The organism is Roseiflexus sp. RS-1, assembly GCF_000016665.1.
In the GTDB taxonomy this organism is placed as follows: Bacteria; Chloroflexota; Chloroflexia; order Chloroflexales; family Roseiflexaceae; genus Roseiflexus.
This window is the reverse complement of record NC_009523.1, coordinates 4,068,474-4,090,942: the sequence shown is the minus strand read 5'-3', so window position 1 is coordinate 4,090,942 and position 22,469 is coordinate 4,068,474. Positions and strand designations below refer to the sequence as shown.

Here is a 22,469-nt window from a genome sequence, read left to right as displayed (position 1 = left end):
TCTATGGCGGTCTGTTGCCTCATCAGGAGCGATCCATGTCACGTTTCTCTTCCGCCCTCACGCTGCTCACGCTTGTGATCATCGTCGGAGCGCTGTTGCCTGTCGGTCCTGCCGCGTCAACGCCGGTCGCGCTGGCATCAGGGGTGTTTGTGGTGACGACGGCGGAGGATGCAGACGGCTCGACATGTCCGGTTTCAACAAGCGGCGACCCTGCCAATCCCTCTCCCACCTGTTCGTTGCGTCAGGCGATCAATGCGGCGAATGCCGCTGGCGGGGGTGTCATCAAGTTCAACATTCCGCCGCAGGTTCCTGCTTTTGAAACGAACGGTCTGTACCGTGCGATCCGTATTCGGATTAGAAACGATAATGAGCCGCTGCCAGCGCTTGCAGGAAATATCACCATTGACGGAAAATCCCAGGAGATCAACTGGCCCGCCCAGGCAAATCTGATCGGTCCTGAAATCATTATCGATGGATCAGAACTGATCAATCGCAGCGGCATCCGGTTGACCGGCAACAACAATGTCGTGCGCGAAATTGCGGTTGTGAACTTCAAGTCCAGCAGTTCGACACCGAGTTTCGGTCAGGGGGTTGGTATCGATGTGGTCAGCGGCAGCAATCATCGTATCGAAGGCAACTATGTCGGCATCGATCCGGTATCGCCGACGCTGACCCTGAGCGGCAACGGCTTTGCTGGCATCTGGGTCGAGCAGAGTGCGACCGATACGGTGATCGGCGGGTTGCGCACCGATCTTTCCAAAGCGAACTTCATCAGCGGCAACGATCTGGACGGGATCGTGGTGCAGGGTGCGCGCACGAAGATCCAGGGCAACTTTATCGGGGTCGGGCGCCTGCTCAGCGCCGAAACGTTTGCATTGCGCAATCTCGGCGCCGGTATTATTGTTCGCTACGCGGATGGCACGGTGATCGGTGCAACCCCCGATCAACCGGATCCGGCGTATGGCAATGTGATCGCCGGGAACAACAATTTCGGGATTGTGATTAACGGCGGCACAAATACTCAGATTGCCGGGAATTATATCGGTCTTGGGTCGAATGCTGCGTCTCAGTTGATCGTCAGCATTCCGAATGCCGCTGGCGGCATTGAGGTGCATTCTGAAGAATTTCCTGCCACGAACACACAGATCGGTCTCCCATCACCCGATTTGAGCACTAACAGGTTACGCAACTTCATTGCCGGCAACACCGGTCCGGGCATTGTCTTGCGTGGCCATAGGACGACCAATACCACAATTGTTAACAACTATATCGGCTTGAACGACCTGGGAAATCCGGTCAGCGCGCCGAACAATACCGGCGGCGGTGTGGTGATCGAGCGTGGCGCGCGAAATGTGACGGTCGGTGGAACAACGCTCAATGAGCGCAATGTGATCTCCGGGAATACCGGCGACGGCATTATTATTCGCGGTCTCAATCCACTGCGGACCACCTCCAACAACACCATCATCGGCAACTATATCGGCACCCGCGTTATCGGTTCGCTCATTCTGCCCGGTTACGGCAACCGCTCCGGCATCGTGATCGGCGATCATGTGTCCGATACGGTAATCGGGACGCCGGAGGCGCCGAATCGGATCGCGTTCAACTTCAACTATGGCGTGGCGATTACCGGCACCAATGTGCTGACGACGACGCTGAGCGATAACCCGATCATCTCCAACGGCTACGATGGCGTCTATGCCGCGTCCGCTGTCAACCTGCGCGTCACTGGCGTCAATACAGCGACGCTGATCGCCAATAACGGCTGGAATGGCGTGCGGATTGATACCGGTGAACTGGTCGCGCTGGAGAATGTGGTCGTGAGCAACAACGGCGACGATGGGGTGCGCCTGACGAATGTCGCGGACGTGACGCTCCGTTCGGTGACCGCGCAGTTGAACGATGATGGTCTCAATGTTGCAGGTGCGCTGTCGGTGCTGGTCGAAAACAGTCAGTTCAACGCCAACCGCGAAAATGGCATCCGCTACGCGGGCGGCATCACCACAACGCTGACCAATCTGACGGTGCAGCAGAATGGACAGAATGGTCTGTGGTTCACCGGCGTTCTGACGAATACGCAGATTGTGGCGACACAGGCGATCAGCAATACGCTCAACGGGTTCCTGATCAATGGCACAACCGACGTCATGACCATTTCGGGCAATGAGATCGTCGGCAACGGCGCGTCCGGCATGGCGCTGACCCTGACGCCGGGAATGGCGCCGGTGCGCGATGTGATCGTGTCCGGCAATACCCTCGACCGCAACGCCTTCAGTTCGCCAGCCTTCGGCGTTCAGATTAGCGGCGGTACAGAGGTGGTGACCGTCACCGGCAATATTGTCGATGGAACGCGCAATGGCGGCGGGTTCCTGCTCCCCGGTGCGAATCGTATGACGATCAGCGGCAATCTGGTGCGCTACAACAACGGTCCCGGATTCCAGGTGTCCGGTGGCAGCGATAGCGTGATCATCGAAGGGAATGAAGTCATCTCGAACACCCTCGGCATCGAGGTGCGCGATGCGGCGACCATCGATGTGGTCGTTCGCGGCAACAGCATCTACCAGAGCGGCGCAACCGGTTGGGGCGGCTTCGGTTCCGGCGTCGGGGTTGCCGTCAACAACGCGCAGCGCACACGGGTCGAGGGGAACTCGATCACTGCAAATCTCGGCGCAGGGGTGCATGTGCAGGGTGCGGCGACGCAAACGCGGGTGCTGGGGAATTTCATCGTCAACAACGCACTTGGCGTGCTGGTCGGCGCGCCGGTTGGCGGTCCGTTTACGCCGCCCTATCCGCAGCAGACGCAAATCCTGAATAACAGCATCAGCGGCAACGGCATCCCGCCCGACGGTCCGTTCCCGGTAGACGAAACGCTGCTCGGACGCGGGATCGTGCTCAATCCCGAAACCCCCACCGGCGGCGTCGCCGGTAATCCGAACAACGACATCGATCCGCCGCTCCAGTCGTCGTTGCGGATGAACGCAGCCGGTGTGCTGACAGGGCAGGTGGATACCACGGGCGCTCCCGGCGGGTGCCCGTCGATCGGCGGTGTGCGCTGTCTGATTCAGATATTCCGCCCTGACCAGACGATGCTCGATGGGCAGGGTCAGGAGTTTGCCGGCGAAACGGTGGTTGATGCCACCGGCGCGTTCACCGTCACGGTCGGCAGCATCCCGCGTCAACTGACGCTCACGGCGACCGACCCGGTCAGCAACACGTCGCGCTTCGCCATCTTTGAGCCGCGCCCGTCGTTGAGCATCAGTGCGCCCCAGGCGATAACGGCGGATCCGGGGCAGGTGATCACCTACACCCACACGGTAGTGAATGATGGCAATATCGAACTGAGTGATGTGCGCATCGCCGTCACGACCTCGCGCGGCTGGGAAGGGTTGTCGCCGCCGATTGCCATCCAACCGCCTGGATCATTCTCGCTGGCGCCGGGCGCGTCGCGCGCGATCACCGTTTCGGTGCGTGTGCCGACCGGCGGCGGTCCGCAGGCGGCGCCGGGCGTCGATCTGATGACGGTGCGCGTGGATGGGACAACGGTCAGCGGCGACAATACCTACACGGCGACTGCGTCGCTGGTGAATACAACTACTGTCAATGCCCGCATCTACCTTGAGTTGACGCCGGCGCTCGTCGAAGGGCGTGGCAATCCGGGCGTGGCGGTTCCGTATGTGTTCCAGGTGCGCAACACCGGCAATATCTCAGCCACAACCAGCATCACTGCGACCTTCGATGACCTGGTCTTTAGCGTCAACTGGCAGCGGTCGCTTTCGACGACGAGCCTGACGATCCCGCCGGGCGAGACGCGCTCGTTCCAGTTGACGGTTACCGTGCCGCCGGAAAGCGCCAATCCGGTTTCGGGAACCTATGCCGATGTGACGGTGGCGATCACGCCGACGCTGCCGATCGACCCATCGCAGGCCAGAACGGCGAAAGCACGGACGATCGTCGGTCAGGTGTCGCGCGCGCAGATAACCCCGGCAAGCGATGAGAAAGAAGGCAAGCCAGGCGAAACGGTGGTGTTCCTCCACGAGATTACGAACCTTGGCAACGGCGCCGACACCTTCCAGATCAACGGCACGCCTGCACTGGGCAGCGTGGTGCGCTTCACGTCACTGACAAGCGGGGTGACGATCAACAGCGAGGGGCGCTTCACACTGGCTCAGGGCGCAACCGCAATCATCCGGGTCGAGGTGACGGTCAATCCGCAACTTGCCAACGGCAATGTCGAGAATGTCTTCATCGACCTGCGCGACCTGAACGGCAATGTGATCGGCGGGGCGTTTGCGCAGGATCGGGTGCGGGTGGTGAGCAGCATCCGCAGGGTCTATTTGCCGCTCGTCATTCGGTAGAATGAGGTGCCCATTGGCGCGTGCATATCGTCTTCTCTCCGTTCTTGCGCTGCTGGCGTTCTTTGTGGTCACACCGGCGCCGCCGGTTCTGGCTGCGACGTTCACTGTCAACAGCACCGGCGATGACCCCGATGCCAGTCCCGGTAACGGCGTCTGTCAGACCGCTGGCGGTCAGTGTACGCTGCGCGCGGCGATCCAGGAGGTCAATGCGCTGACGCCTGGACCGCATACGATTGCATTCAACATCCCAACCGCGTCGTCCGGCTACAATTCATCCGGCTACTGGGTTATTCGACTGGCGAGCGCGCTTCCTGCGATCACCGTCGGGAACGTCACCATCGACGGCAGGACGCAACCGGTTGGCAATGCGAGTTGGGCGCACCCGCGTGTTGTGCTGGACGGATCGTTGATCACCGGCGGCGCGAATGGTCTGACGATCATCTCATCGGGAAACACCATCCGTCGCCTGACGATCCAGAACTTTGTGGCCAATCCGTTCGATTTTAGCGACACAACCGGCAGTGGTATTTTTATCCGCGACTCGACGAATAATCGTGTTCACGGGTGCTACCTGGGCACGACGCCGGACGGCACTTCGGCGGCGAGAAATCATCTCGCTGGCGTGCAGATACGCAACGCGGGCAACAATATTATCGGCAACCCAACGGCGGGAGCGGGTCCCGACATCGATACGGCGGGCGATAATGCATTCGGCAACCTGATTGCCGGCAATGGTCGAGGAACGTCTGGTACGTCTGCGAACGTGTATCTGACTGCCTCTACTTACGATAACGGACGCGGCAATGTCATCCGTGGCAACCTGATCGGCACGAACCTGGCAGGCACTGCGAAGATTGCTGGCGATACGGGCAATCAGCGGTATGGCGTGCTGCTCTACCAGTACCTGGATGATACGATCATCGATGCGAACGTTATTTCAGGGCATGATGCGACGTCCGGTTCCTACGGCATCTACATGTACGGTCTTAGTGTCGATGGTACGGATAGCCCGCTCGATACGGTCATCACTGGCAACGTCATCGGCACGACGAAAGGGGGAATCTCAACCACCCGCGTGCCCAACAGGGTCGGCATCTACATTGCAGGTGCGCACAATACCCGGATCGGCGGGGTAACGCTGGCGGAGCGAAACATTATCTCCGGCAATGGAACGACACCGCCAGGAGGTCATGGTATTCACCTCCGCGGTCGCTCGGTGTTGAATACAACCATTCAGGGCAACCATATTGGTCTGAACGCGAATGGTGCATCGTTTGGGCGCAGCGGAACCGACTCGCTGGGCAATCTGGGGCACGGCATATTCGTCGAAAACAATGCGCGCCAGACAACCATTCGCAACAATGTGATCGCAAATAACTGGGGGAATGGCATTCTTCTGGCAAGCGATGGGGCAGTGGTTGTCGGGAATCGGATTGGGATCAACACTGCCACGCCGCCGATTTCCGACGATGCTTTCGCCAACGGGCAGGCGAGTATCTGGATCAGCCGTGGAACGACATCAAGCACATCGCCGGGCAATCGGATCGGCGGCACGAACCCCGGCGATGCCAATATCATCGCGTATGGTCTGGGATCGACGCCGGTCGCGGTGCAGATCCGCTCCGATGGAACACCGAACACCTCGAATAATGAGGTGATCGGCAACTTTATCGGCGTGGCTGCGACCGGTCAATCGTTGCGCGCCAGTCCGTCACCGAGTTCAATCGGGGTCTACATCATTGGCAACAGTTCTTCGCTGCGGGCGGATAACAACCGGATCATCGGCAATACCATCGGCGGGTTGGGAACAGGAATCCAGATCGAGTCAACGTTTACAACAGGCAACGAGATCAGCGCCAACACCATCGGTCTTGCCAGCGCGGGCAACCAGCGTGGCGTCTGGCTATTCCAGACGAGCGGCAATACCATTGGCGGGGCTGGCGGCGTGGGGGTGAACAATACGCGCAATGTGCTGTCGTACAATACCCTGCACGGCATCCTGGTCGGCGTGAATGCGAACGGCAACACGCTGTTGCGCAACCTGGCGCACAACAATGGCGGCACATCGGGTGGTCACGGTGTGTTCGTCGACTCAACCGTCAGTCAGGTGCGCATTTCCGGTACAGAAACGCGCGACAACAGCGGCAAGGGGATCAACCGCGCGGGCAGTCCGCCGCAGCCGCCGACGATCAGCGGCATTACCGGCGGCAGTCCTCCCACCCTTCAGGTGCAGGTTCCATCTGGCGCGAACTGTGGCGCCAGCGGGTGTCGCATTGAAGTGTTTACCAGCCCTACCCGCGATGATGCTGAGGGTCCGCGCTACCTGGCGTTCCTCGATGGCGCCTCCGCTGGTGCGACGGTCAATGTGCCGGTGCCAGACTGCGACCGCTTCTTCTCGGCGACGGTCACCGATCAGGGCGGGAATACCTCTGAATTCAACCTCACCATGTTCGAAGCGCCGTTCAGTTGCCAGACCGACTTCACGCTGGCGCAGACGGGGCGCAGTCCGCCGGGAACCGGTCCGGTCAATCCGGGCACGAATGTTATCTACACCTACACGGTGACGAATACCGGCGCGTCGCCGATCACGGTCAACATCTCGCGCAACGACACGACCGGCTGGGCATCGACGCCGACGCCCTCGACGCTCAATCTGAACGCCGGGGCGTCGGAAACGTTCACCATTTCCTTTGCGGTTCCCGCCAATGCGCTGGCGGGGAACTACACCTTCAGCGTGACGGCGCAGGTCGGCGCAACACAGCGCACCGTCAATACGACCACGTCCGTCGCGCAGGTGTACGGCGTGGCGATTGCGCCAACCAGTCAAACTGCCACGTTCGCGCGACCGCAGGTGATCACGTTTACGCATATGATCACCAATACCGGCAACGGCATGGACACGATAACCGTCACAGCCAGTGTTTCGCCGAACGATGGCGCGACCGTGAGCGTGGTTGGCGGCAACTGCGTGAACCTGGCGGCGTTTTCGTCATGCACGCGACAGATTCAGTTGAACATTCCCGTCGGTCCCGGTTCGTCGCTCTACACGGTGACGGTGACGGCGCGATCAAGCGGCAATCCTGATGTTCAGGCGACGGCGACCGATACCGCTTCGGCGGGCGCTGCGCCGCAGATCACGCCCGCTTCTCAACTGAGGGAGGCGCTGCCCGGCGAAACCGTGACATTTACGCATACGGTGACAAACATCGGTCAGAGCGCCGGAACCTTTACGCCATCGCTTACTCTGTCGCAGGGCAGCCCCTGGAGCGGCGCGTTGACCGATCCGGCGCCGTTCAACCTGAATGCAGGCGAGTCGCGGGTGGTAACCATGACGGTGACCGTGCCGAATGCGCCGATTCCGGATGCTGGCACGCTGGTGACGGCGACGTTGACGGTGCTGGCAAGCGGCGGCGCGTCGGCGAGCGCCGCCAGTGTGACGCGCGTCGGGCTGGTCCCTGGATTTACGCTGAGTCCGGCAACCGTTCCAACCCTCAACCTGCCGCCGGGCGCGACGGCGGTCTTCACCCATACGCTGACCAACACCGGCAACGGGTCGGATACGTTTGTGGTGACGGCAACGTTGAGCAGCGGGCTGGAAAACCTGGTCGTTACGCCGTCTGCTCCGTTCCTGCTGGCGCGCAACGCATCGCAGCAGGTGGTGGTGCAGGCGCGGGTGCGCGATGGGCAGGCTGTCGGAGTGCAAACGATCCAGGTGACCGGTGAGCGCGTCGGGGGCGGGGTAGCGTCGCAGACGCAGACCGACACGGTGAATGTGCAGGCGGCGCCGGGGGTGCGTCTCTCACCCGGGCAGACGCAGAATGTGACGCCGCCGGGAAGCGTGACCTTCACCCACGTGCTGACGAATGTCGGGAATGTCGCCGGCGGCTTCAGCGTCAGCGCGGGTGGTTTGCCGGGCGGGTGGAGCATTGCCGGTCCGACGAACCTGGTTCCGGCGAACTGTCTGACGGGACTCGCGCCCGGTGCGACGTGTCAGTTCGATCTGGTTGTCACCACGCCGTCGCAGTTGCCCCAGGTTCCGACAGGACTGTACCCGTTCCAGGTGCAGGCAAGCACAACCGGCACCTCGGACGCAGTGACCGATGTGGCGAATGTAACGGCAGTGCCGCAGTTCCTCTTCACCGCAAATGAGAGCGGTAGCGGCGCGCCCGACACAGTGATCGGCTTCACCCACCGGGTGACGAACACCGGCAATGTGACCGACACCTACACCTTCAGCGTGCAGGTGAGCGGCGGCGGGTTCAGCGCCTCGCCGCCGGGAACGGTTGCCACCGTGCCGCCGGGATCAACGCGGCTTGTGACGCTTGAAGTGCGCATCCCGCCGGCGGCGCCGGCCGGAACGACCGGGGTCGTTACCCTCACGGCGACGTCAGCGCAGGGTGCGCCGCCGCAGAGCGTCGTCGATACGGTGACCGTGAACGAAGCCGACAATGCGCGCATCGACGTGGTTGGTCTGGCGCAGCAGACCGTCTTCACCAGCGGCGCACCGGCGACTGCAATCTATACCCTCAATCTGTTCAACACCGGCAATACGACCATCAGTTATACCCTGCGCCTGAATCCGGCAAGTCTGACCGGCGGTTGGACGGCAAGCGTCACGCCGACGCTCACGGCGATCCTGACGCCGGACGCAACAACGCCGACGCCATTGACGGTGCAGGTGAGCGTCCCGGCGGATGTGGTCGGGACGCAGAGCGTGACGGTCGAAGCGTTGCGTGGCGACGGTGCGGGTCCGGTGCTGGCATCGGCAACGCTGACCACCACGGCGCAGTTGATCGCAATCGGCGACCTGTTGACGCCGGTCGAGCAGTGGGGCTTCGGGTTGCCCGGCGCAACGGTGGTCTACACCCACACGCTGCGCAATGTGCGCCCGGTTGCCGATACTTTTGTGTTCAGCGCGCTGGCGCCGCTGGGGTACGAGGTGAGCCTGCCGCCGGCGACGTTCCTGCAACCCGGCGAGGAGCGCGAGGTGAGCGTCAGCATCCGCATTCCGACCGGCGTGCTCTCCAACACGATCGACGCCATGCGCCTGAGCGTCCAGTCGGTGTCGGATCCCAACATCGCCGCCAGTGCGCGCGAGTACACCACCATTCGCCAGGTAGTGAACGCGGTGATCTCCCCGGCGTACACGCGCGTTGTTCAGGCGGGCGACCAGGTGCGGTTGACCCATCAACTGCTCAACACCGGCAATGCGACCGACACATTCGTGTTGACATATACCCAGACATTGAACTGGAACATCGTTCTGCAACCGACGCAGCGCACACTGGGACCGAATCAGCAGGCGCCGTTTATAACGCTCGATGTCAATGTGCCGACGAACGCGCCGCCGGGTTCGGTCAACCGCATTCGGGTGCGGGCGCAATCGCAGAGCGATCCGACGAAAGTGTTCGAGGTCGAGAATCTGTTCGTCATTCCGGCGGCGTTGCCGCAGGCGACGTATGATGTCTATCTGCCGCTGGTGCAGCGATGAAAATCCTGGTGATCCACGGACCAAACCTGAATATGCTGGGGCGACGTGAGCCGGAGGTGTATGGCAGCGTCACGCTCGACGAGATCGATGCAGCGCTGCGTGAGCGGGCAACTGCGGCAGGCGCGACACTCTTGACTATCCAATCGAATCACGAAGGGGCGCTGATCGATTTCTTGCAGGCGGAAGGGTGGGACGCCGACGGGATTATCATCAACCCCGGCGCGCTGACGCACTACGGGTTGGCGCTGCGTGACGCCCTGGCGATGCTCAAGGCGCCGATCATCGAGGTGCATCTGTCGAATGTTTACCGGCGCGAACCGTTCCGGCATACCTCGGTGGTTGCACCAGTAGCGACGGGACAGATCGCGGGGTTGGGGTGGCGCGGATACCTGCTGGCGCTGGAGTGGTTGCTGGAAGAAAAACGCGCCTAATCCCACAGCCGGTAACGCAGCAGCGCCAGAATCGCGTAGAAGCCCTGACTGGGCTTCATTTTTTTGCCTTCCTCGTAGGTGCGTCCCAGATAGGAGACCGGCACTTCATAGATGCGGTGCCCGCGCTTCAGCACCTTGGCGGTGATCTCCGGCTCGATGCGGAAATCGTTGCTCTCCAGTTTCAAATCGCGCATGATCTCGGTGCGCATGGCTTTGTAACAGGTCTCCATGTCCGAGATCCAGCAGTTGAACAGAAAGTTGGTCAGGAAGGTCAACCCTTTGTTGCCGAGCGCATTCCAGAAGTACATACCGGTGTGCCGACCGAGGAAGCGTGAACCGAAGACCACATTGACGCGCCCCTGAGCGATAGGCGCCACCAGTTCGTAGTAGTCGTTCGGGTCATACTCCAGATCGGCGTCCTGGACGATGACGATCTCGCCGCGGGCGCGCGCCAGCCCGCTGCGAACGGCAGCGCCCTTGCCCCGATTGCGTGGATGGCGAATGACCGTCATCGATGGATCGCGGGCGGCTTCTTCGCACAGGATGCGATAGGTGTCGTCGCTGGAATGATCGTCAACGGCAATGATTTCCTTATCGATATCGACGGCGCGCACCTTCTCCAGAATGGCGCGCAGCGTCGCCGACTCGTTGTAGCACGGAATAATGACCGAGAGCAGCATCGTTCCTCAGCGAAATATCAGCAGAATGACCGGCAAGAGGAGCAGCCCCAGCACCACCAGCATGCCGATCAGCAGTTTGAGTTGTTCGGCGCTGCGGCGTTGCGCGAGTTGTTCACGCACATCTTTAGCATAGGGAACGTTCGGTTGTTCGGCGAACAGGATGTAGCCAAGCTGGTGCGGCGCGCGAAACGCCGTCGTCAGGATAGTCGTCACCAGTTCGCGCGCGGTGATGAACGGCGGCGCCCAGTATGCCTCATCGCGGCTGATCGGGCGACCGGTGAGCGAACAGTAGAGTTGTTCTTCGACGACCACCTGCGCATTGTTTGATGGCTCGGTTGGCGGCTGTTCGGCAGACATTGCGCGTCCTCCGACGGTTATGATCCATGCGTACGCACAAAACGCCCGATACGGTCGAGCGCTGTCTCAATCTTGTCCATCGATGCAGCGTAACAGATGCGCACAAATCCTGCGCCGTTCGGTCCGAACGTTTCACCGGGGATGACGGCGACCTGCTGCTCGCGCAGCAGGCGTTCGGCGAACATCTCACTGCTCATACCGAGATGCGCCACGTGCGGGAACACGTAGAATGCTCCCTGCGGCTCAAAGGCTGGCAGACCGATGGCGTTCAAGCCAGCGACGATTGCGCGCCGACGACGGTCGTACTCGGCAACCATCGCAGCGACATACGGCTCACCGTTGCGCAACGCTTCGAGGGCGGCATACTGCGCCACCGTCGGCGCAGACATGATAGCGTACTGATGAACCTTTCGTGCAGCGGCGACAATATCTGCGGGCGCCGCCATCCAGCCCAGGCGCCAGCCGGTCATGGCATACGCTTTGGAGAACCCTCCCAGCAGGATGGTGCGGTCGCGTGCGCCCGGCAGTGCGGCAAAGCAGGTATGGCGCACGCCGTAAACCAGGCGATCATAGATCTCGTCGGAGATCACCAGCAGATCGTGTTGTTCGGCAAGCTCGGCGATTGCCGCCAGGCGGTCACGTGGCATCACAGCGCCGGTCGGATTGTTGGGGTACCCGATCAGGATGGCGCGCGTGCGCGGCGTGATCGCGGCAGCGATCCGTTCAGGATCGACCTGAAACGAATCCTCGACCGTGGTGGGCACAAAGACCGGTTCAGCATCGGCGAAGATCACGGCAGCCGGATAAGCGACAAAACAGGGTTCAGGAATGATCACCTCATCGCCGGGGTTCAGGGTCGCAATCGCAGCGATCTGGAGCGCCTCACTGACGCCGACGGTCATCAGCACTTCGCTCTCCGGATCGTAGCGTACCCCGTAGAGCGCCTCCAGGTGGTCGGAGAGCGCGACGCGCAACTCCAGCAAGCCAGAGTTCGAGGTATACGCTGTGCGTCCCTCTTCGAGCGAACGAATACCGGCAGCCCGGATCGGCTCAGGGGTCACGAAGTCGGGTTCACCGACGCCGAGCGAAATGACATCGGGCATCTGCGCAGCGATGTCGAAAAAGCGACGAATACCAGAAGCCGGAACGCGATCCATGCGCCGGGCGATACGTTGGCGAGCCATACACCACCTTTATCAGCCAATCAACCGCATCACAGCGCGGGTGGCGCCGGGCAGCGGATAACTTATCAGAGCCAGCAACCGCCCATACCAGGGCACAACGATTTCACCGTGGGTGCGGCGCGCAATTGCCCGCACCGTTGCATCGGCGACCTGTTCGGCGGTGCATGCCGAAAGGCGGGCGATGCGCGGATACTTGTCGGCGCCAGCACGGTGCTGGAAACCAGTCTCGGCGACGCCAGGACAGATCAGCGCACAGTGCACACCGCTCCCTTCGAGTTCGAGCATCAGGGTGCGACTGAGACCGACGAGCGCGTGCTTGCTCGCGGTATAACCGCCCATATTGGGCGCAGCAACCAGTCCGGCCATTGATGCCATCATCACAATCTGCCCGCTGCGCCTGGCGAGCATATGCGGCAGGAACGCCTGGGTGCATGCCAGCGCACCAAAGACATTCACCTCCATCATAGCACGAATGTCGTCCAGGCGAGCTTCCGCCAGACGGTCGAACACACCGAATCCGGCGTTGTTGACCAGCACATCGACATGACCGAAATGGTCGAGCGCGGTTTGCGCCAGACGCGCAACGTCATCAGGGTTGCCGACATCGGTGGCGACGGCGATGGCGTGGGCAGGACCACCGAGGCTGGCGGCGAGTTGATCGAGTTTTGCCGCCGTGCGCGCTGCCAGAGCGACACGCGCGCCAGCGGCGACGCATCGTTGCGCAATCAACTCGCCAAAACCGCTCGATGCCCCGGTGATGACAATAACCCGACCTGTCAGCGATTCCATGGGCGGCATGCCTCGACGTGCATCTGAGTCTGCATAGCGGCGAGAGTCTACGCCCTGATACCTCTTCTGTCAAGCGTTTCCTCATTTGCGCATTATTCTGCCCGATTTACGAAAGCATTTGCTTGACAAAGCCAGAACGCGGGTGCTATACTGACGATGGGTACTCATACTGGTGTTGTGGAGCGTCGCTATGCTGACGGCACACCGCGAACAGGGAGAAACGCGCCAGCAGATACTGCTGCTCCTGCGGCGGAAGGGTCCGATGACAGCTGGCGAGTTGAGCGACGAGCTTGGTATCGGTTCGGTTGGTGTGCGTCAGCATCTGGCGTTGCTGGAGCGCGACGGGCTGGTGCAAACCAGTGGCGTGCGGCGTTCGGTCGGGCGGCCCAGTCATCTATACGCGCTTACTGCCGCTGCTGAGGCGCTCTTCCCCAAAGCATACGACCATCTGCTGATCGACGCGCTGGAGTTTGTCAAGGCGCAGGGAGGCGAGGAGGCGATCAACCGCCTGTTTGAGGCGCGGCGAAAGCGTTTGCACGCCGAATACGCGCCGCGCCTGGAGGGGCGCTCCTTGCCGGAACGGGTCGCTGAACTGGCGTCCATTCTGAACGAACACGGGTACATGTGCGAGTGGCGTCGCCTGCCGGACGGCGCGATTGAACTGGTCGAACATAATTGCCCCATCGATTGTGTAGCGCGTGATTATCCACAGGCATGCGTCCACGAGCGCGCGCTGTATGAAGACCTGCTCCGCGTTCCGGTCGAGCGGCAGCAGACAATTGCCGCCGATGGCCGCTGCTGTCGCTTCCGCATCGCCGATCAATGATTGATTCGCAACGCCCATACCTGATTGTCGAGAGAAGGAGGGATTATCCATGGCTTTCACACTACCGCCGCTGCCGTATGATTTTTCGGCGCTGGAACCGCACATCGACACGATGACGATGCAGATCCATCACGGCAAGCACCATCAGGCGTATGTCACCAATCTCAACGCGGCGCTTGAAGGGCATCCATCGCTGCAAAACGCGACGATCGAGGAAATCCTGAGCAATATCAATGATGTGCCGGAAAGCATTCGTCAGGCGGTTATCAACAACGGTGGCGGGCATCATAATCACACGCTCTTCTGGAACATCATGGGTCCGAACGGCGGCGGTGAGCCGACCGGCGCACTGGCGCGCGCCATCAACGACACGTTTGGCAGTTTTGCCGAATTCAAGGCGAAGATCAAGGATGCAGGCATCAAGCGTTTTGGCAGTGGCTGGGCATGGCTGGTGAAGGATAAGGATGGCAAACTCCACATTTACAGCACGCCGAACCAGGATAGCCCGCTCATGCAGGGGCACATCCCGATCCTGGGTGTTGACGTATGGGAGCATGCGTATTACCTGAAGTACCAGAACCGCCGCCCCGACTATATCGACGCCTGGTGGAACACGGTCAATTGGGAAGCGGTTGCCGCACGTTTTGAACAGTAAATCCGGGCATACAGTCGTCCGCGAACGAAGAGGTCAGAGGCGACGCAGATGCCTCTGACCTCTTTGCTTCCCCAATCCGCGACCATGGACAATCTATGGTACAATAATAGACGATAATCGTTGCAGTAAAGACCAGATACCATACGTTGGTCGTTGTATGAGGAGTCGGACCCATGGATAAGTCGACCTGGACGACAAAGGTCGGCCTGGCGCAGATGCTGAAAGGCGGCGTCATCATGGATGTCGTCACGCCAGAGCAGGCGCGGATTGCAGAGGAGGCTGGCGCTGTTGCGGTGATGGCGCTCGAGCGCGTTCCTGCCGACATTCGCGCGCAGGGGGGCGTGGCGCGCATGAGCGACCCGGAACTGATCCTGGCGATCAAGGAGGCGGTCACCATCCCGGTGATGGCAAAGGCGCGCATCGGTCATTTTGTCGAGGCGCAGATCCTGGAGGCGCTGGGGATCGATTATATTGACGAGAGTGAAGTTCTGACGCCAGCGGACGAAGAGCATCACATCAACAAGCATAAGTTCCGCGTTCCGTTCGTGTGCGGGTGCCGCAACCTGGGCGAAGCGCTGCGCCGGGTGGCGGAGGGTGCGGCGATGCTGCGCACCAAAGGCGAAGCCGGCACCGGCAACGTTGTCGAGGCAGTGCGCCACGCGCGCGCGGTCTACAGCGAAATTCGCCGCCTGCAATCGATGGACGAAGATGAACTCTTTACCTACGCCAAAAACATTCAGGCGCCCTACGAACTGGTGCGCCAGGTGGCGGAAACAGGGCGCCTGCCGGTCGTCAACTTTGCGGCTGGCGGGATTGCCACGCCTGCGGACGCGGCGCTCCTGATGCAGTTGGGTGTGGATGGCGTGTTCGTCGGGTCGGGGATCTTCAAATCGGGCGATCCGGCGCGGCGGGCGCGCGCGATTGTCGCGGCGACAACCCACTATAACGAACCGGAGATCATTGCAGAAGTCAGCCGTGGGCTGGGTGAAGCGATGGTCGGCATCGAGATCAGCAAAATTCCACATGATCAGTTGATGGCGGAGCGAGGCTGGTAACGCATTCCAGCAGAAATCGTCTATGACGGTAGGAATTCTGGCGCTTCAAGGGGATTTTCGTGAGCACGAAGAGATGCTGCGGCGCATCGGCGCGCCAACCCTCCAGGTACGGTTGCCAAAACATCTTCAGCATGTCGAACGCCTGATCATTCCCGGCGGCGAAAGTACGACGATTGGAAAGTTGCTGGCGATGTACGGTCTGATCGATCCGCTGCGCGCCCGTATCCGCGATGGAATGCCGGTATGGGGCACATGCGCCGGCGCGATACTGCTGGCGCAGCGGATTGCCGATGGGCGCGCCGATCAACCGTCGCTGCGTCTGATGGACGTCACTGCCCGGCGAAATGCATTTGGCAGTCAACTTGAGAGTTTCGAGGTTGATCTGCCGGTTCTGGGGTTGGGAGATGAACCGCTGCGCATGGTCTTTATTCGGGCGCCGGTGCTCGAAGACCTGGGACGCGATGTGACACCGCTGGCGCACCTCGATGATGGGCGTGTTGTCGCTGCCCGGCAGGGGACCATGCTGGCAACCTGTTTTCATCCGGAATTGACGCCGGATGAGCGCATGCATCGGTATTTTCTCGCTATGTGAACGGCGTCGTCCGACGCCGGAGAACACGCATGATCCGACCGGTTACGCTGAGCGACATCTGGACGTTAAGACGAAAACCGCGCAGCCAGGTCACGCTGTACAACGAGGCGATGCTGGCGTCGCCTCACCGTCCTTTCTGGTTCGCTCTGCGCTGCTGGCTGGAAGGGAGTGCGCAGGATTGCGCAACCTACGTCTATCGTGAAGGCGCACTCAGTGCTGTGGTGCAGTCGATAGGGCGGCGTGGCCGTCCTGAGCATGACGTTGCGCTGATGGCAGCGTATGGCGGTGGAAATGGTCATCCGACCGATCCAGATGTGTGGTTTCGCCTGCTCGAGTCATTGTGTACAGAAGTCGGTGCGGCGCGTATTCAGCGCATCTATGCAGCGCTGCCACAACGTCATAATGAGCTGCGCGAGATCTTTCGCCAGGCAGGGTTCATCGGGTATGCGCAGCAGTCGGTGTTGCGCCTCGACGGACCGGATTGGGATCAGGGGACGACGCTGGCGCCCATGCGCCCGCAGTCGAACCATGACGTGTGGGCGATCCATAAACTCTACGGCGCTGTGACCCCCCGACAGGTGCAACTCTTCGAGGCGCGCGATGCGCGATCGTGGATGCTGCCGCTTGATCGCGTCTGGCGTCGCCCCTATCGCAATGCCTGGGTGCTGGGCGCCGGCGACCGTATGGCGGCGTATCTCCATCGCACCACCGGTCCGGTGGGTCATGTCTTCTCACTGCTGATCAGACCCGAAGCGCGTGAGCAGATGACTGATGTGCTGCGGTTCGGTCTGGCGCAGATCCACGATGCGTTGCCGGTGTACCTGGTGCTGCGCGATTATCAGCAGGAACTGTTTCTTCCGGCGGGCGATCTCGGCTTTCATCCCGTTGCCGATCACACGTTGCTCTGCAAACAGACGACCGTTGCAGCGCGACGTTCCCTGCTGACCCCCGCGCTTGAAAGCCCGGAGACCCACCCGCCGATACCAACTATCTCCTCTCAATGTGAGGATCGACGATTCTATGGCAGTGCAACAGGATATTACCAGCAATATCGAATTACTTCTGGCAACGCTTCCGGCGCCTATTCGTCAGGCGATTGAAACGGGTCCCGATGACCGGGAGGACCTGCTGGAAGTGATCATGGATCTTGGTCGACTCCCCGAAGCGCGCTATCGGAATCACGAACGTTTTCTCAGTGATCGCGAAGTCACGCAGGAAGATATCGACTATGTCATTGGTCGAATCGGCGCCTTCGGCGAAGATAACCGTGCGGGCATCCCGCGCACGCTGCACCGGATCTCGGCGATCCGCAATCGTACCGGTCGCGTGATCGGGTTGACCTGTCGTGTCGGGCGCGCCGTCTTCGGTACGATCACGATCCTGCGCGATCTGATCGAGTCGGGGAAGAGCGTGCTGCTGCTGGGACGTCCCGGCGTCGGCAAGACGACGATGCTGCGCGAAACGGCGCGGGTGCTGGCGGAAGATCTGCGGAAGCGCGTTGTGATTGTAGATACGTCGAACGAAATTGCCGGTGACGGCGATATTCCCCACCCCGGCATCGGGCGGGCGCGCCGCATGCAGGTGCCGCGACCGTCGGAACAGCACGCGGTGATGATCGAAGCCGTCGAAAATCATATGCCGGAAGTGATCGTGATCGATGAGATCGGGACGGAACTCGAGGCGCTGGCTGCGCGTACCATCGCCGAACGCGGCGTTCAGTTGATCGGCACGGCGCACGGGCAGACGCTCGAGAACCTGTTGTCGAACCCGACATTGTCCGATCTGATCGGCGGCATTCAGGCGGTGACGCTTGGCGATGAAGAGGCGCGCCGGCGGGGAACACAGAAGACGGTGCTTGAACGAAAGGCGCCGCCAACTTTCGACATTCTGGTCGAAATTCAGAACTGGGATCAGGTGACAGTCTATCCCGACGTTGCCAGCGCGGTGGATAGTCTGCTGCGCTCCGAGCCGCCGCAGGCGGAGGTGCGCCGACGCACTGCTGACGGTGAGATCGAAGTCTTTCCGGCTTTTACCGGTGAGCATGCTGTTCCGTCGATCCCGGGCATTCGTCGTGGCGGCGGGCGTGAACGTGGGGAGCGAAGCCCGCGTGTATCGTCGGCGCCTGCCGCTTCCAGCGTCGGAATGACACCGCAACGTATCTACCCGTTCGGTGTCAGCCGTGATCGTCTGGAGCGGGCGATTGCCAGCCTGCACGTTCCGGCGACCATCGTGCGCGACATGGGTGAGGCGACGATGGTGATGACCCTGAAGAATTATTATCGTCAGGGATCGCAGCGTGTGCGTCAGGCGGAAGAGCGTGGCGTGCCGGTTTATGTGTTGCGGAACAATACCCTGGCGCAGATGGAGCGTCAACTCGCCGATGTGTTCAATATCAGTCTGAGCGACAATGGATTGCAACGCCGGGCGGATCGTGATGATGATGCTACCATGACCGAGGCGCTGCTGGAGGTCGAAACAGCGATTACGCAGGTTCTGAACGGCGAACGTTCGTCGGTTGAACTGCAACCGCAGAGCAGTTATGTGCGCCGGTTGCAGCATCAGATGGCGGAGCGCTACAACTTGCAATCGGAGAGTCGCGGACGCGAACCGAACCGACGGGTCAAAATCTTTCGTTAGGGCTGCACCATGATCGGCGATGATCGATGAGCCTGTTTGTGACATTCGAGGGTCCTGAGGGAAGCGGGAAAAGCACGCAGGCGCGTCTGTTGTACGAATCGTTGCACGCGCGGCGCTTCCCGGTCATTCTCACACGGGAACCGGGCGGCACGCGGATCGGCGACCTGATCCGGCGGATTGTGCTCGATCTTCAGCATACCGAAATGGCGCCGACGGCCGAGATGTTGCTCTTCTCGGCGGCGCGGGCGCAACTGGTCAGTGAGGTTATTCGTCCGTATCTGGAGCAGGGCGGCATTGTGCTGTGCGACCGGTACGCCGATTCGACCTTTGCCTATCAGGGGTACGGTCTGGGGCGCGATCTGGCGGAATTGCGCGTGATTACAGCGGCTGCTACGGGCGGCTTGCGCCCCGATATAACGTTCTATCTCGACATCAGCGCCGCAGAGGGACTGGAACGCAAGCGTCGCAAAGGTGCGCGTTCAACCGGTCAGCGTGGCGCCAATAATGATGAGTGGAATCGTCTCGATGCGCGGGAACTGGAGTATCATCAACGGGTCGAAGCCGGCTATCGCGAGCTGATCGCCGCAGATCCAGAACGCTGGCGCGTGCTCGATGCACGGCAGTCGATCGAGGCGCTGGCGGAACAGATCGGCGCAATTGTCGAGCCGTATCTGGCATCGATCACGCGGTTAGAAACCGTGCTGTAGATGGATAAGGTGCACCCATGAAACTGATCATTGCCGTCGTTCAGCGGCAGGACGCGGGGGATCTGATCGAGGCGCTCACTGCTGCCGGTCATCGGGTGACGCGCATCAGCAGCGAGGGCGGCTTCTTGCGCGAGGGAAATGTGACACTGCTGATCGCCGCTGAGGATTATCAGGTCGATCCTATTCTGAAAATTGTGCGCGAGCACTGTTATACGCGGACGCGCTACGTGTCGCCGCTGCCGCCAGTTGCCGAGTCGGGCGAATTCTACCCGCCAACGCCGGTTGAGGTGCAGGTGGGCGGCGCGACGGTGTTTGTTGTGCGTGCCGCCGATGTGCGTCGCCTCACGCCGTCATAGGTGTTGATGACCGTTCCCGCAGGTCGATAAACCTGCGGCAGGGTTCATAATCTGCAAGGAGTGGATCTTGGATTTTCGCGCGATCATTGCCAACCTGGCGCCGGTGGCATCGGTGCTGGCATGGATGTTGCTCGCCTATCTGATCCTGCTCTGGGCGGCGTCGGTGCTGTGGACGTACCGCGATATCCATAGTCGGAGCGAGGATGTGGCGGTGCAGGTGCTCGCGGTGACGCTGGCGCTCGTGCTTCCATTTGGTGGTGTGCTGCTCCACCTGATTCTTCGTCCCCGTCAGACGCTGGCGCAAAAGTATGAGCGTATGCTCGAGGAAGAGTATCTGCGCCGCAATCTGGAAGATCCCCACGTCTGCCCGACCTGTCAGCGAGCAGTCGATCCGGAGTTCATCCTGTGCCCGCATTGCCAGACGGCGCTGCGCCGGCGTTGCGCTGCATGTAACCGGGTTGTCGATCTGACCTGGAGCGTGTGCCCCTACTGCGGTGATGACGGCGCTGGCTCGCTGCCGCGCCCCTCCCATCGTCAGCGGGTCGAAACGGAGCGAATGAACCTGTATGATCGATGACTCGCCACGCCACAACTGGCGCCGGCACATCTACCCGCTGCGTCTTGCGTTGCTGACGCTTCTGCTACTGCTCATTGCCGCGTGCGGTCCCGAAGCGCCTCAGGCGACCGATCCGCGTCCGATTGCCACCCGTCAGGCGATTGTGGTGCGTCCATCTCCATCCGACGCAGAGCGACCGCGTCCATCAGGCGTCACTCCAATCCCTGCTCCGACCTCCATACCTGACGATCCGCCGGTGTCGGAACCGGCGCCGTTCGACGACCCGCGCGCGCAGGGTGCGCCCGATGCGCCGATCACGGTGGTGGAATTCAGCGATTTTCAGTGTCCGTTCTGCGCGTCGTTTGCACGTGAGGTTCGACCGCTGATCGAAGAGCGGTATGTTCGCACTGGCAAGGTTCGGCTTGTCTACCGCGATTTCCCGCTGATGAGCATCCATCCGGGGGCGCTGCTCGCGGCGCATGTCGCCAACTGCGCCGGTGAACAGGGCGCGTTCTGGCAGATGCATACCCGAATTTTCGAGGGGATGACGCAGCGCGAGTGGTCGTCGGGAGACGCGAATGATTTTCGCACCTTCCTGCGGTATGCTGAGGAACTGGAACTCGATGCGGGCGCGGTGCAGCAGTGCGTCGAGAGTAATCGCTACGGCGCGCAGATCCAGGAAGACATCCTTGCAGGGCAGCAGGCAGGCGTTCGCAGTACGCCATCGTTCCTTATCAATGGTCAGTTGCTTGTGGGCGCACAGCCCTTCGAGGTCTGGGAACAGATCTTCGAGCGTATCCTGAGCACGCAAAAACCATGAATCCTTCAATTACCGATGTTCCAGGCGTCCTGGCGGGTCACGCGCAGGACAATGAAGCGTTGACCGGTTGTACGGTCATTCTGACCCCCGAAGGTGCGGTTGGTGCAGTCGATGTTCGGGGCGGCGCTCCGGGGACGCGCGAGACTGATCTCCTGGCGCCGGTCGCCACCGTTGCGACGGTGCATGCCGTGGCGCTCTGCGGCGGCAGTGCGTTCGGTCTCGCAGCCGCGACAGGAGTGGTTCAGTGGCTTGCAGAACGGGGCATTGGCTTTCCAACCGGGGTGCGCAATGTGCCAATCGTGCCAGCGGCGGTGATTTTCGATCTTGCAATTGGCAGGGCTGATCGGTTTGCCGATGCTGCGATGGGGTATGCGGCATGCAACGCCGCTGGCGCAACCGTCGAGGAAGGGTGTGTCGGCGTGGGGATCGGCGCGACGGTGGGGAAAATCCGGGGGATGCAGTACGCTATGAAGTCCGGCATCGGTTCATGGAGCGAACGCCTGACGGATGGCATCACGGTTGGCGCCCTGGCTGTCTGCAATGCGTTCGGTGATGTGTATGACGAGCGCGGTAGTCGCCTGCTGGCAGGTGTGCGCGCCGATGATGGATCACTTGCCGATACCATGGCGTTGCTGCGCGCAATGGTGGGCGTGCCGCCGTCAGAGGGGCAGAACACGACCCTGGCAGTGGTGGCGACCGATGCGCGTCTGACGAAGGCGGAAGCGACGAAAATGGCGCAGATGGCGCAGGACGCGCTGGCGCGAACGATCCGCCCGGTGCATACCCCGTTCGATGGCGACACGGTCTTTGTACTGGCGACGGGACGACGTGCATCGCCGGGTTTGCTGCCGCTCGGCGCGGTTGCTGTTGATGTTCTGGCGCGCGCGATCGAGCGGAGTGTGACGCAGGCGTGGTCGCTGGGTGGCGTGGTGGGGTTGAAGGGTGGAGGTTGAACGTTGAAGGTTGAAGGTTGGAAGG

General features: G+C 61.2%; 18 protein-coding genes. 14 read left to right on the top strand and 4 right to left on the bottom strand.

The genetic code is table 11. The features are described 5' to 3' along the window. Nucleotides 1–35 precede the first annotated feature (35 nt). Genes ROSERS_RS16710 through aroQ form a run of 3 tightly spaced genes read left to right on the top strand, consistent with a single transcriptional unit; the run spans nt 36 to nt 10,277 of the window. Nucleotides 36–4,355, top strand: a complete 4,320-nt coding sequence (locus ROSERS_RS16710; RefSeq protein ID WP_011957950.1) for a right-handed parallel beta-helix repeat-containing protein — start codon at nt 36–38, stop codon at nt 4,353–4,355. A gap of 13 nt (nt 4,356–4,368) precedes the next feature. Next, a complete protein-coding gene (locus ROSERS_RS16705) occupies nt 4,369–9,846 on the top strand; it encodes an NEW3 domain-containing protein (protein ID WP_157041121.1) in 5,478 nt (1,825 codons plus the stop codon). Continuing rightward, the gene (aroQ, locus tag ROSERS_RS16700) at nt 9,843–10,277 is read left to right on the top strand and encodes a type II 3-dehydroquinate dehydratase (protein ID WP_011957948.1); all 435 of its coding nucleotides are present in this window, start codon (nt 9,843–9,845) and stop codon (nt 10,275–10,277) included. The genes ROSERS_RS16705 and aroQ overlap by 4 nt, the downstream gene beginning before the upstream one ends. Here aroQ and ROSERS_RS16695 read toward each other — a convergent pair. The 4 genes from ROSERS_RS16695 to ROSERS_RS16680 are packed head-to-tail and all read right to left on the bottom strand — an operon-like array spanning nt 10,274 to nt 13,287. Beyond that, nucleotides 10,274–10,957, bottom strand: coding sequence for a glycosyltransferase family 2 protein (locus ROSERS_RS16695; RefSeq protein ID WP_011957947.1), 684 nt, complete (start codon nt 10,955–10,957; stop codon nt 10,274–10,276). The genes aroQ and ROSERS_RS16695 overlap by 4 nt on opposite strands. A 6-nt stretch (nt 10,958–10,963) precedes the next feature. Further along, the gene (locus tag ROSERS_RS16690; protein ID WP_011957946.1) at nt 10,964–11,314 is read right to left on the bottom strand and encodes a hypothetical protein; all 351 of its coding nucleotides are present in this window, start codon (nt 11,312–11,314) and stop codon (nt 10,964–10,966) included. A gap of 17 nt (nt 11,315–11,331) precedes the next feature. After that, a complete protein-coding gene (locus tag ROSERS_RS16685) occupies nt 11,332–12,498 on the bottom strand; it encodes a pyridoxal phosphate-dependent aminotransferase (protein ID WP_011957945.1) in 1,167 nt (388 codons plus the stop codon). Between the two features lie 12 nt (nt 12,499–12,510). Beyond that, nucleotides 12,511–13,287: an SDR family NAD(P)-dependent oxidoreductase gene (locus ROSERS_RS16680; RefSeq protein ID WP_011957944.1), complete on the bottom strand. Its 777-nt coding sequence runs from the start codon at nt 13,285–13,287 to the stop codon at nt 12,511–12,513. A 190-nt stretch (nt 13,288–13,477) separates the two neighbouring features. On the opposite strand from ROSERS_RS16680, the gene ROSERS_RS16675 reads away from it, so the two are divergent. The 11 genes from ROSERS_RS16675 to ROSERS_RS16625 all read left to right on the top strand — a co-directional run bounded on the left by ROSERS_RS16675 (nt 13,478) and on the right by ROSERS_RS16625 (nt 22,444). Then, nucleotides 13,478–14,113, top strand: coding sequence for a helix-turn-helix transcriptional regulator (locus ROSERS_RS16675; protein ID WP_011957943.1), 636 nt, complete (start codon nt 13,478–13,480; stop codon nt 14,111–14,113). Between the two features lie 49 nt (nt 14,114–14,162). Beyond that, nucleotides 14,163–14,768 (top strand): superoxide dismutase, encoded by a 606-nt coding sequence (locus tag ROSERS_RS16670; RefSeq protein ID WP_011957942.1) that lies wholly within the window; start codon nt 14,163–14,165, stop codon nt 14,766–14,768. Between the two features lie 173 nt (nt 14,769–14,941). Beyond that, a complete protein-coding gene (gene pdxS, locus ROSERS_RS16665) occupies nt 14,942–15,823 on the top strand; it encodes a pyridoxal 5'-phosphate synthase lyase subunit PdxS (RefSeq protein WP_011957941.1) in 882 nt (293 codons plus the stop codon). A gap of 22 nt (nt 15,824–15,845) precedes the next feature. Next, nucleotides 15,846–16,415, top strand: coding sequence for a pyridoxal 5'-phosphate synthase glutaminase subunit PdxT (gene pdxT / locus ROSERS_RS16660; protein ID WP_011957940.1), 570 nt, complete (start codon nt 15,846–15,848; stop codon nt 16,413–16,415). A gap of 29 nt (nt 16,416–16,444) precedes the next feature. After that, nucleotides 16,445–17,515 (top strand): hypothetical protein, encoded by a 1,071-nt coding sequence (locus tag ROSERS_RS16655; protein WP_011957939.1) that lies wholly within the window; start codon nt 16,445–16,447, stop codon nt 17,513–17,515. Further along, nucleotides 17,436–19,052, top strand: coding sequence for a R3H domain-containing nucleic acid-binding protein (locus ROSERS_RS16650; protein ID WP_011957938.1), 1,617 nt, complete (start codon nt 17,436–17,438; stop codon nt 19,050–19,052). The genes ROSERS_RS16655 and ROSERS_RS16650 overlap by 80 nt, the downstream gene beginning before the upstream one ends. A gap of 26 nt (nt 19,053–19,078) precedes the next feature. Then, nucleotides 19,079–19,759: a dTMP kinase gene (gene tmk / locus ROSERS_RS16645; protein WP_011957937.1), complete on the top strand. Its 681-nt coding sequence runs from the start codon at nt 19,079–19,081 to the stop codon at nt 19,757–19,759. A gap of 17 nt (nt 19,760–19,776) precedes the next feature. Continuing rightward, nucleotides 19,777–20,115: a cyclic-di-AMP receptor gene (locus tag ROSERS_RS16640; RefSeq protein WP_011957936.1), complete on the top strand. Its 339-nt coding sequence runs from the start codon at nt 19,777–19,779 to the stop codon at nt 20,113–20,115. Between the two features lie 67 nt (nt 20,116–20,182). Next, a complete protein-coding gene (locus tag ROSERS_RS16635; protein ID WP_011957935.1) occupies nt 20,183–20,692 on the top strand; it encodes a zinc ribbon domain-containing protein in 510 nt (169 codons plus the stop codon). Then, complete coding sequence (locus ROSERS_RS16630) at nt 20,682–21,491, top strand: DsbA family protein (protein WP_011957934.1); 810 nt, start codon at nt 20,682–20,684, stop codon at nt 21,489–21,491. Before ROSERS_RS16635 ends, ROSERS_RS16630 begins: the two co-directional genes overlap by 11 nt. Further along, nucleotides 21,488–22,444 (top strand): P1 family peptidase, encoded by a 957-nt coding sequence (locus ROSERS_RS16625; RefSeq protein WP_011957933.1) that lies wholly within the window; start codon nt 21,488–21,490, stop codon nt 22,442–22,444. Before ROSERS_RS16630 ends, ROSERS_RS16625 begins: the two co-directional genes overlap by 4 nt. Nucleotides 22,445–22,469: the final 25 nt, after the last annotated feature.

Coding starts and splice junctions, on each gene's coding strand:
- ROSERS_RS16710 (WP_011957950.1), top strand. CDS start 36: ATGTCACGTTTCTCTTCCGCCCTCACGCTGCTCACGCTTGTGATCATC.
- aroQ (WP_011957948.1), top strand. CDS start 9,843: ATGAAAATCCTGGTGATCCACGGACCAAACCTGAATATGCTGGGGCGA.
- ROSERS_RS16695 (WP_011957947.1), bottom strand. CDS start 10,957: ATGCTGCTCTCGGTCATTATTCCGTGCTACAACGAGTCGGCGACGCTG.
- ROSERS_RS16690 (WP_011957946.1), bottom strand. CDS start 11,314: ATGTCTGCCGAACAGCCGCCAACCGAGCCATCAAACAATGCGCAGGTG.
- ROSERS_RS16685 (WP_011957945.1), bottom strand. CDS start 12,498: ATGGCTCGCCAACGTATCGCCCGGCGCATGGATCGCGTTCCGGCTTCT.
- ROSERS_RS16680 (WP_011957944.1), bottom strand. CDS start 13,287: ATGGAATCGCTGACAGGTCGGGTTATTGTCATCACCGGGGCATCGAGC.
- ROSERS_RS16675 (WP_011957943.1), top strand. CDS start 13,478: ATGCTGACGGCACACCGCGAACAGGGAGAAACGCGCCAGCAGATACTG.
- ROSERS_RS16670 (WP_011957942.1), top strand. CDS start 14,163: ATGGCTTTCACACTACCGCCGCTGCCGTATGATTTTTCGGCGCTGGAA.
- pdxS (WP_011957941.1), top strand. CDS start 14,942: ATGGATAAGTCGACCTGGACGACAAAGGTCGGCCTGGCGCAGATGCTG.
- pdxT (WP_011957940.1), top strand. CDS start 15,846: ATGACGGTAGGAATTCTGGCGCTTCAAGGGGATTTTCGTGAGCACGAA.
- ROSERS_RS16655 (WP_011957939.1), top strand. CDS start 16,445: ATGATCCGACCGGTTACGCTGAGCGACATCTGGACGTTAAGACGAAAA.
- ROSERS_RS16650 (WP_011957938.1), top strand. CDS start 17,436: ATGGCAGTGCAACAGGATATTACCAGCAATATCGAATTACTTCTGGCA.
- tmk (WP_011957937.1), top strand. CDS start 19,079: ATGAGCCTGTTTGTGACATTCGAGGGTCCTGAGGGAAGCGGGAAAAGC.
- ROSERS_RS16640 (WP_011957936.1), top strand. CDS start 19,777: ATGAAACTGATCATTGCCGTCGTTCAGCGGCAGGACGCGGGGGATCTG.
- ROSERS_RS16630 (WP_011957934.1), top strand. CDS start 20,682: ATGATCGATGACTCGCCACGCCACAACTGGCGCCGGCACATCTACCCG.
- ROSERS_RS16625 (WP_011957933.1), top strand. CDS start 21,488: ATGAATCCTTCAATTACCGATGTTCCAGGCGTCCTGGCGGGTCACGCG.